At 65.7% G+C, this 17,086-nt stretch carries 15 protein-coding genes; 12 read left to right on the top strand and 3 right to left on the bottom strand.

From position 1 onward, the window contains the following. Positions 1–176: 176 nt before the first annotated feature. A complete protein-coding gene (locus KBY78_RS07670; RefSeq protein WP_255143091.1) occupies positions 177–1,064 on the top strand; it encodes a hypothetical protein in 888 nt (295 codons plus the stop codon). Between the two features lie 33 nt (positions 1,065–1,097). Here the strand turns inward: KBY78_RS07670 and bchL are convergent, their stop codons facing one another. The 3 genes from bchL to KBY78_RS07655 form a co-directional block, all read right to left on the bottom strand. Further along, the gene (gene bchL / locus KBY78_RS07665) at positions 1,098–2,024 is read right to left on the bottom strand and encodes a ferredoxin:protochlorophyllide reductase (ATP-dependent) iron-sulfur ATP-binding protein (RefSeq protein WP_255143090.1); all 927 of its coding nucleotides are present in this window, start codon (positions 2,022–2,024) and stop codon (positions 1,098–1,100) included. A 328-nt stretch (positions 2,025–2,352) separates the two neighbouring features. Then, positions 2,353–3,957, bottom strand: coding sequence for a ferredoxin:protochlorophyllide reductase (ATP-dependent) subunit B (locus tag KBY78_RS07660; protein WP_006171068.1), 1,605 nt, complete (start codon positions 3,955–3,957; stop codon positions 2,353–2,355). Further along, positions 3,948–5,201, bottom strand: coding sequence for a ferredoxin:protochlorophyllide reductase (ATP-dependent) subunit N (locus KBY78_RS07655; RefSeq protein ID WP_255143089.1), 1,254 nt, complete (start codon positions 5,199–5,201; stop codon positions 3,948–3,950). The genes KBY78_RS07660 and KBY78_RS07655 overlap by 10 nt, the downstream gene beginning before the upstream one ends. Positions 5,202–5,473: 272 nt before the next feature. On the opposite strand from KBY78_RS07655, the gene KBY78_RS07650 reads away from it, so the two are divergent. The 11 genes from KBY78_RS07650 to KBY78_RS07600 all read left to right on the top strand — a co-directional run. Next, positions 5,474–5,785 carry a BMC domain-containing protein gene (locus KBY78_RS07650; protein WP_015107695.1) on the top strand — a complete coding sequence of 104 codons (312 nt, stop codon included), beginning with the start codon at positions 5,474–5,476 and terminating at the stop codon, positions 5,783–5,785. Positions 5,786–5,855: 70 nt separating this feature from the next. Next, positions 5,856–7,268 (top strand): form I ribulose bisphosphate carboxylase large subunit, encoded by a 1,413-nt coding sequence (locus KBY78_RS07645; RefSeq protein ID WP_094554451.1) that lies wholly within the window; start codon positions 5,856–5,858, stop codon positions 7,266–7,268. A gap of 91 nt (positions 7,269–7,359) precedes the next feature. Further along, entirely contained in the window at positions 7,360–7,701 is a 342-nt protein-coding gene (locus KBY78_RS07640) for a ribulose bisphosphate carboxylase small subunit (protein WP_094513225.1), read from the top strand. A 159-nt stretch (positions 7,702–7,860) separates the two neighbouring features. After that, positions 7,861–10,263 carry a CsoS2 family carboxysome shell protein gene (locus KBY78_RS07635; protein ID WP_255143088.1) on the top strand — a complete coding sequence of 801 codons (2,403 nt, stop codon included), beginning with the start codon at positions 7,861–7,863 and terminating at the stop codon, positions 10,261–10,263. 38 nt (positions 10,264–10,301) lie between these two features. Beyond that, entirely contained in the window at positions 10,302–11,864 is a 1,563-nt protein-coding gene (locus tag KBY78_RS07630) for a carboxysome shell carbonic anhydrase (RefSeq protein WP_255143087.1), read from the top strand. 1 nt (position 11,865) lies between these two features. Continuing rightward, complete coding sequence (locus KBY78_RS07625; RefSeq protein ID WP_006171061.1) at positions 11,866–12,150, top strand: carboxysome peptide A; 285 nt, start codon at positions 11,866–11,868, stop codon at positions 12,148–12,150. Continuing rightward, positions 12,150–12,401 (top strand): carboxysome peptide B, encoded by a 252-nt coding sequence (locus tag KBY78_RS07620; RefSeq protein WP_006171060.1) that lies wholly within the window; start codon positions 12,150–12,152, stop codon positions 12,399–12,401. The genes KBY78_RS07625 and KBY78_RS07620 overlap by 1 nt, the downstream gene beginning before the upstream one ends. A gap of 46 nt (positions 12,402–12,447) precedes the next feature. Beyond that, entirely contained in the window at positions 12,448–13,077 is a 630-nt protein-coding gene (locus KBY78_RS16280; RefSeq protein WP_006171059.1) for a BMC domain-containing protein, read from the top strand. Between the two features lie 5 nt (positions 13,078–13,082). Next, positions 13,083–13,553, top strand: coding sequence for a ferritin-like domain-containing protein (locus KBY78_RS07610; protein ID WP_315856650.1), 471 nt, complete (start codon positions 13,083–13,085; stop codon positions 13,551–13,553). Between the two features lie 142 nt (positions 13,554–13,695). Continuing rightward, positions 13,696–15,552 (top strand): NAD(P)H-quinone oxidoreductase subunit F, encoded by a 1,857-nt coding sequence (locus KBY78_RS07605; protein WP_255143085.1) that lies wholly within the window; start codon positions 13,696–13,698, stop codon positions 15,550–15,552. A 10-nt stretch (positions 15,553–15,562) separates the two neighbouring features. Then, the coding region (locus KBY78_RS07600; RefSeq protein ID WP_255143084.1) for an NADH-quinone oxidoreductase subunit M at positions 15,563–17,086 on the top strand (1,524 nt) is incomplete at its 3' end.

Genomic DNA, 17,086 nt, shown 5'->3' with positions numbered 1-17,086 from the left:
GTTGGTGGAGCAGGGGCACCATGCGAGTGCGCTGCTGGTGGCCGATCGCTTCCAGGTGAAGGTGATCGAGCAGGGCAGTGCCCTTGACGCCGATCATCGCCACAGCATTCTTGAACACTTTGATCTCCAGGGACTCGCCGCCCTCGGAACCCCATCCCTCCCCCGCGCCTGAGGCCATGGGCACACCTGTTCTCACCCGTCTGGAGCGCCTGCCGCGGCGCGGACTCACCGTGCTCTCACTCCAGGGGCTGAGCCTGCTGGTCCCGGGTGGCTGGAGCAACATCACCAGCGCCGAAGCCTTGATCGAATCGGTGATCGGCAGCAACGATGCGGCACTCATCGCCCAGGTGCGTGCCCGGGCCGATCAACTCAGTCGGGCACGCCATGAAGGTTATGGCAGGGCCCTGAGCGTCTACGACGCAGTCAACCGCTCGCAGCACGCCACGGCTGGCCTGCGGGTGTTGGCTGGGTTGAGCGCCGGAGTGCCCCTGCTCAAACGCATCGCCGATCTCACGCCACCTGGCGACACGCTGCAGGCCGTGGATCTGGGCCTGAAGGTGTCGGCCGAGCTGCTGGCCTTCACCCAGGTCAATGGTCTACCCGGCGACAGCTTCGCTGACTTCGCCGCCGCCCTGGCCGACTATGGCTCGGAAGCACGGCTGCGCATGGCCGCCCTGGTCACCTTCGATGGTCTGCTGCCGCTGGGAGATCAGGCCCTGCAGCGACTGGATGGACTGCTCGGGCAGGCGAGCGCGACCCAGTTGCGTCAGCTCCCCGCCTACCGGCGCATGGCCGGCTTGATGCCGGGCCGCAATGATCAGGCTCACCTTGGATTCCTACGCCGGGGAGTGGAGCAATGGGTGGGCTGGGCCGATGGACTCGTCTCCCAGCTGGGGCTCAGTGGCCAGCGGGCCGTCCAGGCCCTGGAAACCACCCTGGGCCCCTGGCAAGGACGCATGGATCAGCTGGCGGTGTTCCTGGATGCCTTCACCGACACCTATTCCCACACGGGGGTCCAGGCCGTGGCCCGCCGCCTGGTGGAGCGGGCCGCCGCCGAGATCTGAATCAGGAGTCGAGCCTCCCCTCCCTGGTGAGGATCAGTCGAAACCGAGCAGGTCAAAGATCTCACGATCCTTGAGTGATTCGGCCTCGAGGGGCTCCACATCACTGAGCATCTTCTGCGCAAGGCTCAGATACTCCTGCTGAACGGCTTCCACCTCGGGGCTTGGCTCCATCTCGAAGATGGTGCACTTCTTGAGGCGGGAGCGGCGGATTGCATCCACCGTTTTGAAATGCGCCATGGTACGCAGACCGGTGCGCTCATTGAAGCGGTCGATCTGATCGGTCTCCTCTGAGCGATTGGCAATCACTCCGCCTAGGCGCACCTTGTAATTCTTGGCCTTGGCGTTGATGGCCTGCATGATCCGATTCATCGCAAAGATCGAATCAAAATCATTGGCGGTGACGATGAGGCAGTAATTGGCATGCTGCAGTGGCGCCGCGAAACCACCACAGACCACGTCACCGAGCACATCGAAGATCACGACATCCGTATCTTCAAGCAGATGGTGCTCTTTCAGCAACATCACCGTCTGGCCGGTGACATAGCCACCACACCCGGTACCAGCCGGTGGACCACCGGATTCCACGCACATCACGCCATTGAAGCCCTCGAACACGAAGTCTTCGGGACGAAGTTCCTCGGTATGGAAGTCAACGGTTTCGAGGATATCGATCACCGTGGGCACCATCTTCTTGGTGAGGGTGAAGGTGCTGTCGTGCTTCGGATCGCAACCGATCTGAAGCACCCGTTTGCCCAGCTTGGAGAACGCTGCGGAAAGGTTGGAGGAGGTGGTGGACTTGCCGATCCCCCCCTTGCCATAGACGGCAATCACCAAGGCACCTTCCTCGATGTTCATCGAGGCATCCTGGTGGACCTGGAGGCTGCCCTCACCGTCCTCATGGCCGCTGGTGCCAGCCTTGGCGGGAGCTGTTGTCTGCTTGGGTGGCAGAGTTGTGGTCATAACACGTCCTTGGCCGAGTCGACATCGGCAGTGCCTACATCAAAGTGCAGCCGAGCAGGCAGATGCTGGGTCTGGCTCAAACCGAAACATCACGACAATCGGAATCTTGAAATGCTCACCCAAGCCGAGCGATTGCTGATGAGCAGAGCCTTGACAATCACTCTCATGGCTCAGGGGCCCGCCTCCCGATCTAAGTAGAAATGCCTAACACCTTGACAGATGGAGAGGCAGCCTGGTTCAGGGAGTGACTGCGCTGGCTTGTGCGATCCGGGCATGATCGAGCTGGCCTGGGCCTGGCCAGCTGTGCAACGTCACGCAGCCCCGCGGCTCAACGGCTGAAGTGGGCCTTGGCTTCGTAGAGCGTTTCCTCGGTGATCTCCGCTACGCCACGTTCGTTGGCATACGCTTCGGTGTTGCGCCGGACTTTGCCCCGAACGAAGAAAGGAATTCGGGAAAGTTCAGCTTCACCGGAAGGGGTCCAGCGCAAGGCTCCCCCTTCAGGAGTGGCCGAAAGTGGTGTCACGTCCGGCGCCCCGCTGGCAGGGCCAGCGACCGGCTGGGCCGCCGGGGCGGAAGCACCCTCGAGATGGCTGAGGTGACCGTCCACGAATTCGAAATCATGGCGGAACATGCCGATCAGGTGTTCCTCCAGACCCATCATCAGGGGGTGCACCCAAGAATCGAAGATCACATTGGCCCCTTCCCAACCCATCTGGGGGGCATAACGGGCGGGTACATCCTGCACATGCAGCGGGGCGCTGATCACAGCGCAGGGAATCCCCAGCCGCTTGGCGCTGTGGCGCTCCATCTGGGTGCCGAGCACAAGCTCTGGAGCCGCCTGGGCCATGGCCTGCTCCACCTCCAGATAATCGTCGGAGATCAGGGCCTCGAGGCCCAGCTCCTTGGCGGCGGCACGCACCTCACGGGCCTGCTCGCGGCTGTAGCTGCCCAGCCCCACCACCGTGAAACCGAGCTCCCGCGAGGCGATCCGGGCCGCCGCGATCGCATGGGTGGCGTCGGCGAAAATGAACACCCGCTTGCCGGTGAGGTAAGTGGAATCCACCGATTTCGAGTACCAGGGCAATCTGGAGCGCTGGTCGGCCTCACGCAGTTCCGGCGGCTCCAGGCCCAGCAGGGCGCAGAGCTCACGCAGGAACTGGGCGGTGGCTCCGATTCCGATCGGTACGGTGCGCACCACAGGGGTGCCGAAATTGCGCTCCAGCCAGCTGCAGAGAGGGCCGGCCACCTCCGGATAGAGGCAGAGGTTGGCATCGGCCTGGGGGAGACGCATCAGGTCGGCCGGCCTGGCTCCCAGGGGTGCCACCACATTCACGTCGATGCCGTGGTCGGCCAGGAGGCCGCGCAATTCGCGCACGTCATCCCGGCAGCGGAAGCCCAGCAGGCTCGGGCCCAGCAGGTTCACGCGCGGTCGCCGCCCCTCGGAACGCCAGCGCTCGGGCCCAGGCTTGGCCGCTCCGGGGGCAGGCATCTGGTTCCTGAGAAGCCCGCGGCAGAGTTGGTAGAAGGTTTCCGCCGCCCCCCAGTTTTCCTTTTTGGAGTAAGCGGGCAAGTCCAGGCTCACCACCGGCACCCCCAGGCCCATGCCGCCGGCGAGGGATCCCGGTTGATCCTGGATCAGCTCTGCCGTGCAGCTCTCGCCCACCAACAGGGCCTCCGGCTGGAAGCGATCCACCGCCTGCTGGATCGAGCGCTTCACCAGCTCAGCGGTGTCGCCGCCCAGATCGCGGGCCTGAAAGGTGGTGTAAGTGACAGGGGGCCGGCGGTCACGCCGCTCAATCATCGTGAACAGCAGATCGGCATAGGTGTCGCCCTGGGGAGCATGCAGCACATAGTGAACTCCCTCCATCGAGGCGGCGATGCGCATGGCTCCCACATGGGGGGGGCCTTCGTAGGTCCAGAGGGTCAGTTCCATTGCAGCAACTCCCGGCGGTTGAGGGGACGGGCGAACAGTTCAGCCAGGTCAGCGGCCTGATCACAGCCATGGATCGGGCTGAAGACGAGCTCGATCGACCACTTGGTGGCGAAGCCCTCCGCTTCGAGCGGGTTGGCCAGACCCATGCCGCAGACGACCAGATCGGGGCGGCTGGCACGCACGCGCTCCAGCTGCTTCTCCACATCCTGCCCTTCGCTCAGCTGGGTGCCCTCCGGCAACAGGGGCAGTTCCTCGGCCATCAGCTGGCGGTCGAGGTAGGGGGTGCCCACCTCCACCAGTTCCATGCCGCATTCGCGGTGCAGAAAACGGGCCAGGGGAATTTCCAGCTGGGAATCGGGTAACAGAAACAGGCGCTTGCCTTCGAGTCTGCGGCGCAGGGGTTCCAGGGCGCGCCTGCCCCGCTCCGCCAGAGGGTCGAGCACCTCGGCCACGCGTTTTGGGTCAATGCCGAAGGCCGCCGCCGCCGCCGCCATCCAGGCGCAACTGCCCTCCACCCCGAGCGGGTAGGGGGCGGAGATGCGCTGGGCGCCTCGGCGCTCCAGGGCCCGCACGGTATCGGCCACGAAGGGCTGGGCCAGCAGCAGTCGGGTGCCGGGGCCGACCGGGGGCAGGTCGGTCGACTGGCGGGGCGGCAGAGTGCGCACCGTCTCGAGGCCCATGCGCGCGAACAGGGAGAGGAAACGCTCCTCCACCCCATCGGCCAGGGTGCCCACGATCAGCAGCTGGGGTTCAGGACTGCTGGGCAACAGGGGAACCAGGGAGGTCAGGGCACCGTCCTCCCCCTGGGTGAAGGTGGTTTCAATGCCACTGCCGGAGTAATTCACAACCCTCACCCGCCCCTGCATGCGGGTGTTGATGCGCTCGGCGGCCTTGGCCAGATCGAGCTTGATCACCTCCGAAGGGCAGGAGCCCACCAGGAAGAGGGTGCGGATCTCGGGCCGCCGCGCCAACAGATCGCCCACCACCCGATCGAGTTCCTCGTTGGCATCCGCCAGGCCCGCCAGGTCGCGCTCGCCCAGGATGGCTGTGCCGAAGCGGGGTTCGGCAAAGATCATCACACCGGCCGCCGACTGGATCAGGTGGGCGCAGGTGCGGGAGCCCACCACCAGAAAAAAGGCATCGGGCATCCGGCGATGCAGCCAGACGATCGAGGTGAGGCCGCAAAACACCTCCCGCTGTCCGCTTTCACGCAGCACGGGCGGCAGGGTGGACGTCAGGGCCATGGGCGGGAACCGGTGATCCATTACGGGTTAGCCAACTGGGCGGCGGAAACCAGTGGCTGTTGACAAGTCTTCGGGATCAGGGTCGGTAGGGGGTGGAAGGGGGTACAGGAACCAAGTTGTTACGCCGATTAACACATTTCGGAACCGATGAGCAGGGCTTATGGGGGTCCCTGCACACCGTGATCGATCAAACCACCCAAATCGCTTGACGGGGGGGTATGCCGCCGAGCATGGTCCTTAACGAACCTCCCCAACCTTTTCCGGAGCAGGCAATGGCGAATGAAACCATGGGCATCGCCCTCGGCATGATCGAGACGCGCGGCCTCGTGCCGGCCATCGAAGCAGCCGACGCCATGACCAAGGCCGCCGAAGTGCGTCTGATCGGCCGTGAGTTCGTGGGGGGCGGCTACGTGACCGTCCTGGTGCGCGGCGAAACCGGTGCTGTGAACGCCGCAGTGCGTGCCGGCGCTGATGCCTGTGAGCGCGTGGGCGACGGCCTTGTGGCCGCCCACATCATCGCCCGCCCCCACCGTGAAGTGGAGCCGGCCCTCAACAGCAGCTTCGGTCTGGGTTCCAAGGACTGATGTCTGACGCGCCCCCGAGGGAGCGCAGCACCTTCATCTTTCCCACCCGACCAACAAGGAGATTTTCCCCATGAGCAAGAAGTACGACGCTGGGGTCAAGGAGTACAGGGACACGTACTGGACTCCCGACTACGTTCCCCTCGACACCGACCTGCTGGCCTGCTTCAAGGTCACCGGCCAGGAAGGCGTTCCCAAGGAGGAAGTGGCCGCTGCCGTGGCTGCCGAGTCCTCGACCGGCACCTGGTCCACCGTGTGGTCCGAGCTCCTCACCGACCTCGACTTCTACAAAGGCCGCTGCTACCGGATCGAAGACGTTCCCGGCGACAAGGAATCCTTCTACGCCTTCATCGCCTATCCGCTCGATCTGTTCGAAGAGGGTTCCATCACCAACGTGCTCACCTCCCTGGTGGGCAACGTGTTCGGCTTCAAGGCCCTGCGCCACCTCCGTCTGGAAGACATCCGCTTCCCGATGGCCTTCATCAAGACCTGCCCTGGCCCGCCGAACGGCATCTGCGTCGAGCGCGACCGGATGAACAAGTACGGCCGTCCCCTGCTGGGCTGCACGATCAAGCCGAAGCTGGGCCTTTCCGGCAAGAACTACGGCCGGGTGGTGTATGAGTGCCTCCGCGGTGGTCTCGACTTCACCAAGGACGACGAGAACATCAACTCCCAGCCTTTCCAGCGCTGGCAGAACCGCTTCGAGTTCGTCGCCGAAGCTGTGCAGCTGGCCCAGGAGGAAACCGGCGAGAAGAAGGGTCACTACCTCAACTGCACCGCCGCCACTCCCGAAGAGATGTACGAGCGGGCCGAGTTCGCCAAAGAACTGGGTCAGCCGATCATCATGCACGACTACATCACCGGCGGCTTCACGGCCAACACCGGTCTGTCGAAGTGGTGCCGCAAGAACGGCATGCTGCTTCACATTCACCGCGCCATGCACGCGGTGATCGACCGTCACCCCAAGCACGGCATCCACTTCCGCGTTCTCGCCAAGTGCCTGCGCCTCTCCGGTGGTGACCAGCTGCACACCGGCACCGTGGTGGGCAAGCTCGAGGGTGATCGCCAGACCACCCTCGGCTTCATCGACCAGCTGCGCGAATCCTTCGTCCCCGAAGACCGCAGCCGCGGCAATTTCTTCGATCAGGACTGGGGTTCGATGCCCGGCGTCTTCGCTGTGGCCTCCGGCGGCATCCACGTGTGGCACATGCCTGCACTGGTGGCGATCTTCGGCGACGATTCCGTGCTGCAGTTCGGTGGTGGCACCCACGGCCATCCCTGGGGCTCCGCCGCCGGTGCCGCCGCCAACCGGGTGGCCCTCGAAGCCTGCGTCAAGGCCCGCAACGCCGGTCGCGAGATCGAGAAGGAAAGCCGCGACATCCTCATGGAAGCCGCGAAGCACAGCCCCGAGCTCGCCATCGCGCTCGAGACCTGGAAGGAGATCAAGTTCGAGTTCGACACCGTCGACAAACTCGACGTCAACTGATCGGGGCTGTTGACCAGTGGGAAAGGGTTTTCTCTTTCCCCCGGTCACAACCGGTTTGCCTGCATTCACCTGATTCCCCACAAGGATCCCCATGCCCTTCAAGAGCACCGTGGGTGACTACCAAACAGTCGCCACCCTGGAGACCTTCGGCTTCCTCCCGCCGATGTCCCAGGACGAGATCTACGACCAGATTGCCTACATCATTGCCCAGGGATGGAGCCCCCTGGTCGAGCACGTCCACCCCAGCCGTTCGATGGCGACCTACTGGTCGTACTGGAAACTGCCCTTCTTCGGTGAGAAGGATCTGGGCGTGATCGTCAGTGAACTCGAGGCCTGCCACCGCGCCTACCCCGACCATCACGTTCGTCTGGTCGGCTACGACGCCTACACCCAGAGCCAGGGTTCCTGCTTCGTGGTTTTCGAAGCACGCTGATCACCGCAGCAGGTTCCGGCCCAGTCCGGGACCTGCTGTCGTCCATCTTCAATTCTTCCGACGGCGCATGGAGGATTCGTGAATCGGCAGGCTCAGGGCCTTCCCATCACCAGTTCTCTCCAGCCGTCTCCTTCAAGGTTGTTTCTTCATAGGGCGGACATGGCATCTCAATCCAGTCGCGAAGCGGCCCTTGCGCGCCGGATGGCGCTCTCCACGGCCGGGAAAACGGCGGAGAAGAGGTATGCCAACAGTGCCAACCGCACCCGCAGCGCCGCTGAGGCCCGCCCCACCCGCTCGGTCGTGCCGGTAGCCCCTGCTGTCAGCCGCGAAGCTGATGCTCCGGCCCGACCGCTGTTCAGCAGCAGCAACGGGCCCACCAGCGCACCCCGTCAGCTCAACCGTGCGGCCATCAGCAATCCCAGCAGGGATCTGGTCCTGGCCCGGCGTGAAGCCCTGAGCAAGCGCGGCAAACGGGCCGACACCAGCAAGGACCGCAGCCGTGATGGCAGCTCCGCGCGTGCCGTCGCCACCGCAACCCCCGCGCCCGTGAGCTCCCCGCCGCCAGCTGCCAGCCGCCCCGCCCTGTCCCTGAGCGCCCCCCCGTCCACTTCCCTCAGCGATCGCCAAAGCAACGGCAACCGGCCGACCGCCAAGCGCTCCGCCCAGTTCAACCCCAGCCGCGCCATCGTCATGGCCCGCCACGAAGCCCTCTCCAAACGCGGCAAGTCGGCCTCCACCGACAGCTCCAGCGGCACCGCGGCCGTGGTGCGTCAGTCGAACCCAGACATCAGCAGTCGGGAACTGGCCCACCGCATCCGTGATCTCAAGAGCAAGAACGGCGCCGGAGCCGTCAGCCGCGGCAACGGTGTCACCCGACCCACGGGTCCGAGGCGCGGCCCCAACAAGGTGGCCGCCGCCCAGGACGCCAGCTGGAAGGTGGGCGCCAGTGAAACGGTGCGCGGTCAGGTGGTGACCGGCACCCAGGCCAACCGCTCCGAGAAGACGACCGGCAACGAGGCCAGCACCTGCCGCCCGATCACCGGCACCGAATACATGGGAGCGGACATTTTCCGCACGTTCTGCCAGAGCGAGCCCGAACCGCTTCAGCCCGCCAAGGTCCGCGTCACGGCCACCAGCCACGGCAACCGCGTCACCGGCAACGAAGTGGGCCGCTCGGAGAAGGTCACCGGCGATGAACCCGGCACCTGCAAGTCCATCACCGGCACCGAGTACATCTCGGCGAACCAGGCGGCGGCCTACTGCGGCACCACCTCCGTCAGCCCCCGCAAGGTGGGCCACAGCCAGACCCTGGCCGGCAGGCCGGTGTCGGGTGTGATGGTGGGCCGCTCCGAGCGGGTCACCGGTGATGAGCACGGCGCCGGCATCCAGCCCACCGGCACCCAATACCTAGGCTCCGATTCGATCAGCACCCCCGGCATGGCCCCCCCCAAGGTGGCCAGCGTCCAGACCCTGAGGGGCACCGGCATCACTGGCACCCTGGTGGGCCGCAGCGACAAGGTCACGGGCGATGAGCCCGGCTCCTGCCGCCGGGTCACCGGCGATGAGTACATCGGCAGCCAGCAGTACCAGAACTTCTGCGGCGGACGCCCTGAGCCCGAAGCAGCGAAGGTCGGCTTCAGCCTTACCAATCGGCAGCTGATCGTCTCAGGCACCAACACCGGCCGTTCCTCCAAGGTCACCGGTGATGAGCGCGGCACCTGCAAAGCCGTCACGGGCACGCCCTACGCCGGCCTTGAGCAGGCCAGCGCCTGGTGCGACAGCGATTCGGTACGCAGCATCCGCCAGCGGACTCCCGCCCGCGCCGGTACCCCAGGGCCGCGCATGAGCGGTCTGCAACCCGGCATCGGCGGGGTGATGACCGGCGCCTCCAAGGGGGCCTGTGAGCCGATCTCAGGCACCCCCTACGTGGGCGTCGATCAGTACAACGAAGCCTGCAGCGCAGCACAGGGCCACGAAGCCGATTTCCCCCAGCCGCTGGAAACCCAGCCCTGGCAGGAATTCAGCGTGCAATCCCCTGCTCGGGCTGCCCATCAGCAACGCGAGCGCAGCTCCGCCGTCACCGGTACCCGCTACGAAACCAGCGCCAGGATCACCGGCCCTTTTGATCTGGCCGGTGGCAAGGTCACCGGCACCGAGCATGCACGCTTCGACCATCGCGGCCCGGAGCCCCAGCCGCTCCCCCCGGTCCGGCGTCAGACCTCCGTCCTGCCCCCCCGGCCCCAGGCCGTGGCACCCATGCCCAGTGCTCCAGTCAGCGTCGATGAAGATGCGCGTCCCACCAGCCGCGTCACCGGTGAAGGCATCTCCGCCGGCCTGAACATCACCGGCGACGACTGGGACCGGGGCAAGCGCGTCACCGGCACGGAGGGTGCCTCGGCCCGACGCCGCAATCCCACCCGCACGGGACCGATGTCGGCGATGGCGACCATCCCCCTCAAGCGCAATGAAGAGGTGATGCAACCGGTCAGCCGCGTGACCGGCTCCAGCGGCAACACCGACAAGGGCTCACTGATCACCGTCTCCGGCGGCGCCCGAGGCTGATTTTCTCCACCCGTCCCGCCCTGTCGCAGCACTGAACCTTGCCCCGCCCCCGCCGCTACGGCTCCGCCGAGAGGCCCCTGGCTCCCACGGCCCCAGCACGCCGTCCCGCTTCCAGCTCCCCTCTGTCCAGCACATCGCTGGGGAGAACCTGCCGCTTCACGACGGTCCTGGAGCAGCACCCGCTCAGCGATGCAGCGGCCAACGAACGCCTGCAGACCTACGACAGCCAGGTGAAGCGGTCGTTCGATCGAATCGTGCCGGTGCTCAAGCGGCTCTCGGCCCTGCAGCACGACGACGACTTCGTGGAGCAGGCCCAGCGCCATGCCCTCAGGGAGCTCGGCCATGGGTTGCCCCCCATGATCCTGGAGTCGGCCTGGGTCAGCCAGCTCGACATGCGCAGCCTGTTCGCCTGGTGCCTGTTCGAGGCCTATGAGCAGGTCAGCGCCAGCTTCTTCCGTGACGACCCGCTCCAGGGTCAGGAGGGAAGCGAGAGCGCTGAGGCCTTCAATGCCTTCCTGCTCTCCTGTGGCTTTCATCTGCTGGATGTGAGCCCCTGCGCGGATGGCCGTCTGGCCCATGCCATTGCCTTCGCTCTGCGCCTCCCTTTCGGATCCGTGCGCCGCAGGCCCCACGCTGGCGCGATGTTTGATGTGGAGAACACCGTCGACCGCTGGGTGCGCACCGAGCATCTGCGCTACAGAGAGGCCCGGCCCAACAGCGCCCATGAGCCCACCCGCTACCTGAAGGTGGTGGTGTATCACTTCAGTTCCCGGGATCCTGGGCACGAGGGCTGTGCCGCCCATGGCTCCAACGATGCCGCTGCCGCTGCCGGGGGACTGCTCCGCCTTCAGGAGTTCCGGCAGGCGGTGGAGAACAGTTTCTGCTGCGGGGCCTCGGTCGACCTGTTGCTGATCGGGCTTGACACCGACACCGACGCCATTCGGGTTCACGTCCCTGATGTCAATGGCCACACCGATCTTGAGCGCTGGCTCGATGCCTTGGACGTGTACACCGCCACTCAGGATCTGACAGCAGAAGCCGCCCGGGACCGGGTGCTGGCCCTGGTGCTGGCCGCCCGCTCAGGCAACGGGGACACGGTCGCCGACGGGGCCGTCGATCCGGGGATGGCGCGGCTGATCGCCCGCCTGATCGAGCACAACATGTCCCAGATCGATTTTGTGCGCGCTTATCACGATGGCGCCTATGCCGATGCGGGCCATGCCGAGCGCTTCATCGGTGTCGGCATCGGTTTCAAGGAGATTCATCTGCGCAATCTCACGTACTTCGCCCACATGGACACGGTCGAAGAAGGGGCCGCCGATCTCGATGTGGGTGTCAAGATCTTCAAGGGTCTGAACGTCTCTCGCGGACTTCCAATCCCTGTGGTGATCCGTTTCGATTATCACGGCAGTGTGCCGGGGGCGCGGGAACGGGCCGTGCTCTATTGCCAGAGGACAGATGACGCCATCCGCAACCGTTATCCCGATCTGGTGGGCAGCGGCCTGTTGCACACCTTGCTGAGCGTTCGTGATCGTGACCGGCACGTTCCCGCCGAAACGGTCGGTTCGTCGATCAAGCTGGAATCAGACGGAGGCCATTGAGATGCTGATCTGCAAAGTTCTCAAGCCCCTGGTGTCCACGAACCGGATCCCCGAATTCGAGCACAAGCACCTGCAGGTGGTGCTGGATGGCAGTTCCCAGAAAGTGGCTGTCGACGCCGTGGGTTGCATCCCCGGCGACTGGGTGATCTGTGTGGGCAGCTCCGCCGCCCGCGAAGCCGCCGGCAGCAAGTCGTACCCCAGCGACCTCACGATCGTGGGGATCATCGACCACTGGGATCCTGATGCCGGCAAACCCAATCCGCCGCCAAATGCTGGTGCAGCCTGATGGAAATCATGCAAGTCACCGGCTCTCTGGTCTGCAGCCAACGGGTGGAAGGCCTGCTCCACTGGCAGCTGCGCATCCTGCGCTCCACCAAAGGCAAGTTGATGGTGGCTGTCGACCCGGTGGGCGCCTCACCCGGTAATTGGGTGTTCACCGCCAGCGGCTCCGCCGCCCGCTTTGCCACCGGCATTCCCGACACCCAGACCGACCTGACGATTGCTGGGATCATTGATCTCTGGGATCCAGACGGTTGATCTCCTCTCCCTCACCCTCCTCTCCCCCGTCCGCCCAGCTCGATCCATGGCCACACCCTCCTCCCGCCAACCTTCCTCGCGGCGCAGCAGCGCCAGCAGTGGTGTGAGCCGAGCTGCTGCCGCCAAGGCACTCCCAGCTTCGAGCGCCACCCCAACCCCCTCCCCTGCGGACAAACCCGTGGACCCGCCTCCTGCCCCAGGTCCATCCGCATCCAGCGGCAGCACCCACAGCAGCTCTGCCGCCACCACCGCCCCGGCGGCCGCAAGCCCTCCGGCCAAGGCCAGCAGCACCACCTCAGCAGCAGCCACCCGTGGCCGCTCCGGTGGGCTCACCCCTCCCTCCAAATCCTCCTCCTCCTCCAAAGCCATGGCTTCGACCCCGCACGGCATTGCTCTCGGCATGATCGAAACTCGCGGCCTCGTCCCCGCCATTGAGGCGGCTGACGCCATGACCAAGGCAGCTGAAGTCACGATGATCTCCCGTGAATTCGTGGGCGGCGGCTACGTGACCGTGATGGTCCGCGGCGAAACCGGTGCCGTCAACGCCGCGGTGCGCGCCGGGGCCGATGCCTGCGAGCGCGTCGGCGACGGACTGGTGGCTGCCCACATCATTGCTCGCCCCCACAGCGAGCTGGAACCGATCCTCGCGTTCAGTGGCGCTGAGCGCAGGAGCTGATGACCATGGAGACCGTTCACCCTCGGGTGCTGGGCTACCTGGGACGGGCACTGAGCCTGGAACTCTCCGCGGTTCAGCAGTACATGACCCAGGCCTCCCTGCTCGCCCTCTGGGGCGATGACGGCTCCGCCGACCGGTTCCGCCAGGAAACGGTCGAGGAGATGCAACATGCCGAGCGCCTGGTGCAGCAGATGCTCCGCCTGGGTGTGGCTCCAGCCGCGTCCCAGCTGAAGCCGGTGAGCACCGCCCGCGATCTGATCGGGTTGCTGCGCCTGAATATCCACCTGGAGGACGAACTGATCCGGCTCTACGCCGAGGCCAACCGCTTCTGCCTGCTGGTGAGTGACCAGGCCAATGCCCACTTCTTCCACGCCCTGTGGCAGGAGGAAGCCCGGCACGGAGAGGAGCTGGAGGCCTGGGTGCAGGATCTGACCGGACTGGAGCGGTCTCTGGCCTCCCAGCGCGTCACCTTCTGAGCGTGATCGGAACCCCGGCGTTCCGGCGGTCAGTCAGGCCTGGCTGGGTCCTGCCTGGGTGATCTGCACGACGAAGCGTGCCGGAGTTGGATTCCGCCCGCGTCCTGACTTTGAATTGACCGCCACCTGAGCCCTGCTTTCCTTGCCCACGGCCCTTCCCCTGCCGATCCAGCTGGTCTGGCTGATCCCGCTCTATGGGTTCAGCGGCATGGTGCTGTCGCTGCCGTGGGCAGCGGGCTGGATCAAACGCAACGGGCCGCGACCGGCGGCTTACCTGAATCTGCTCGTCACCTTGGCAGCCGTGGCTCACGGCAGCTGGATCCTCCAGCAGGTGTGGCAGCTCGGCCCCCAGCATCTGGACTTCGCCTGGTTTCGCGCCGCCGATCTGAACCTGCGCATCGGCTTCGACCTCTCGCTCACCAACCTGGCGGCGCTCGAACTGGTCACCGGCCTGAGCCTGCTCGGTCAGGTGTATGCGCTCGGCTACCTCGACAAGGAATGGTCGCTGGCACGCTTCTACGCCTTGGTGGGCTTCTTCGAAGGGGCCCTGGCGGGGGTGGTGCTCAGCAGCAGCCTGTTTATGAGCTATTTCCTGCTGGAGATGCTCACCCTCTCCACCTACCTGCTGGTGGGCTTCTGGTATGCCCAGCCCCTGGTGGTCACCGCCGCCCGCGATGCCTTCCTCACCAAGCGGGTGGGCGACGTGCTGCTGCTGATGGGCATGGTGGCCCTTTCTGCCTGGGCGGGCTCGATGGAGTTCGACGACCTGTACGCCTGGGCCGCCGAAGCCCACGCCGGTGGTGCCCTCTCGCCCCTGGCCGGCACCCTGCTGGGGCTTGGGCTGATCGCCGGACCGATGGGCAAGTGCGCCCAGTTCCCGATGCACCTCTGGCTCGATGAGGCAATGGAGGGGCCGAACCCGGCCTCGATTCTGCGCAACTCGGTGGTGGTCACCGCCGGCGCCCTGGTGCTGCTGAAGGTGATGCCGCTGCTGCGCTTCTCGCCCCTGGCGGTGACCGTGCTGCTGGTGGTGGGCACGATCAGCGCCGTGGCCGGAGCCCTGGTGGCCATCGCCCAGGTGGACATCAAACGGGCCTTCTCTTACTCCACGACCTCCTACCTGGGGCTGGTGTTCATCGCCATCGCCCTGCAGCAGCCGGCGATCGCCCTGCTGCTGCTGTTCGCCCACGGCCTGGCCAAGGCGCTGCTGTTCATGAGCGTGGGCAGCATCATCGCCACCACCAACTGCCAGGACCTCACCGAACTGGGAGGCCTCGGCTCACGCATGCCTGCCACCACCACCGCCTACCTGGTGGCCGGTGCCGGGCTGGTGGGTCTGCTGCCCCTGGGCTGCTTCTGGTGCTTCGGGCTGATGGTCGACACCTTCGCCCGTGAGCAACCCTTTTTCGCTGCCGTCTGCCTGTTCACCAACGTCCTGACGGCTTTCAACCTCACCCGCGTGTACCGCCAGGTGTTCCTCGGCCCGCCTAAGCCGAAAACGAAGCGTGCCCCCGAAGTGAACTGGCTGATGGCCCTGCCGATGGTGAGCCTCACGGTACTGGTGGCCTTGATGCCTGCATTGATGGCACGGATTGACACCGTGCCCGGCCTGGCGTCCTTCTCCCTGCCCACCGCAATCGCCGTTGGCGCCAGCGGCCTGGGGGGGGTGACCGCCGGCGCCCTTGTGGGCCTGAACACCTTCAGGTCGCGATCGATGGTCCAGCCGTTAAGGGCTCTGCAGGACCTGCTCGCCTTCGACTTCTACACCGAGCGGATCTACCGGGTGACGATTGTGGCAGCGGTGGCGGGCCTCGCTCGCCTCACCGACTGGATGGACCGCACCCTGGTCAACGGCCTGGTGAACGGCATTGGCCGGCTCTCCCTCGACAGTGCAGAAGGCCTGAAACTGGGGGTTTCCGGCCAGCTTCAGGCCTACGTCCTCACAGTGATGGTGGCCATCGTGCTGCTGCTCACCTCGCTGCTGTGGCTGCACGGATGAGAACCCCACAATGCTGAGCCTGCTGCTGCTGATCCCCTTCATGGGCGCCCTGGTGCTCGTGCTCTGGCCGGGCCAGCCCACTCCCGGGCGACTGAGGACGATCGCCCTGGTGGTGCTGTTTCTGCAGCTTGGCTGGAGCCTGGTGGTGCTCAGCCACTTCGATCCCAGCAACAGCGCCATGCAGCTGCAGGAGGCGCACCAGTGGGTGGGAAACATCGGGCTTGATTACAAACTCGGTGTCGATGGCCTTTCCCTGCCGTTGGTCCTGATCAATGGCGCGTTGACCCTGGTGTCGGCGATCTGCACACGCGACATCAGCCAGCGGCCGCGCATCTATTTCGCCCTGCTGTTGGTGATCAGCGGAGCCGTGAACGGGGCCTTCCTGGCCGAAAACCTGTTGCTCTTCTTCCTCTTCTATGAGCTCGAGCTGATCCCGCTCTGGTTGCTGATCAGCATCTGGGGCGGTGCCAACCGGGCCTACGCGGCCACCAAGTTCCTGATCTTCACAGCGGTGTCAGGCATGCTGATCCTGGGCGCCTTCCTGGGTCTGGCCCTGTTCACCGGCAGCGTCGATTTCAGCCTCACGCCGATCACCAGCGAACGGCTGGCGCTTGGGAGCCAGTTGCTGCTGCTCGGGTCGCTGCTGGTGGGTTTCGGGATCAAAGTGCCCCTGTTTCCCTTCCACAACTGGTTGCCCGATGCCCACACCCAGGCCTCCACGCCGGTGTCGGTGCTGCTGGCCGGGGTGCTGCTCAAGCTGGGGACCTACGGCATCTTGCGCTTCTGTCTGGGGCTATTTCCAGAAGCCTGGGCCGTACTGGCGCCGGGGCTGGCGATCTGGGCGGCGGTGTCGGTGCTGTTCGGCTCGCTGGCGGCGATCGCCCAGCAGGACATGAAACGGATGGTGGCCTACAGCTCGGTGGGCCACATGGGCTACATCCTGCTGGCGGCGGCGGCGGCCACGCCGGTGGCGATCCTGGGGGCCACGTTCCAGATGGTGAGCCACGGCCTGATCTCGGCGCTGCTGTTCCTGCTCGTGGGGACCGTCTACCGCAAGACCGGAACCCGCGATCTGACGGTGCTGCACGGCCTGCTCCACCCGGAGAGAGGCCTGCCTTTCCCCGGCACCCTGATGACCCTGGGGCTGATGGCCAGTGCCGGCATGCCCGGGATGTCAGGCTTCATTTCCGAATTCCTGGTGTTCCGCGGGAGCATCGTCGCCTACCCCCTGGCCACTCTGCTGGGAATCGTGGGCTCGGGCCTGACGGCGGTGTACTTCCTGCTGCTGGTGAACCGTGCCTTCTTCGGAAGGCTGGCGATCACGCCGGCCGCCGATCCGGTGGCCGATCAGCGCCTGGATGTGCGCCTGGCGGAGGTGGCGCCACGGGAATCCATCCCGGCCGCGGCCCTGACCATCGCGGTGGTGATGATCGGTCTGCTGCCCGCAGGCCTCGGCCGGCTGAGTGAAAGCACCAGCACGGCTATTGCCCTGCTGCCGGCCCTGGTGTCGGCCCTGCAGGCAGGGGGGCTGGGC

It is taken from the genome of Synechococcus sp. EJ6-Ellesmere, from assembly GCF_024345875.1.
Lineage (GTDB): Bacteria > Cyanobacteriota > Cyanobacteriia > PCC-6307 > Cyanobiaceae > Regnicoccus_A > Regnicoccus_A antarcticus.
This window is presented reverse-complemented; position numbering and strand designations above follow the sequence as displayed.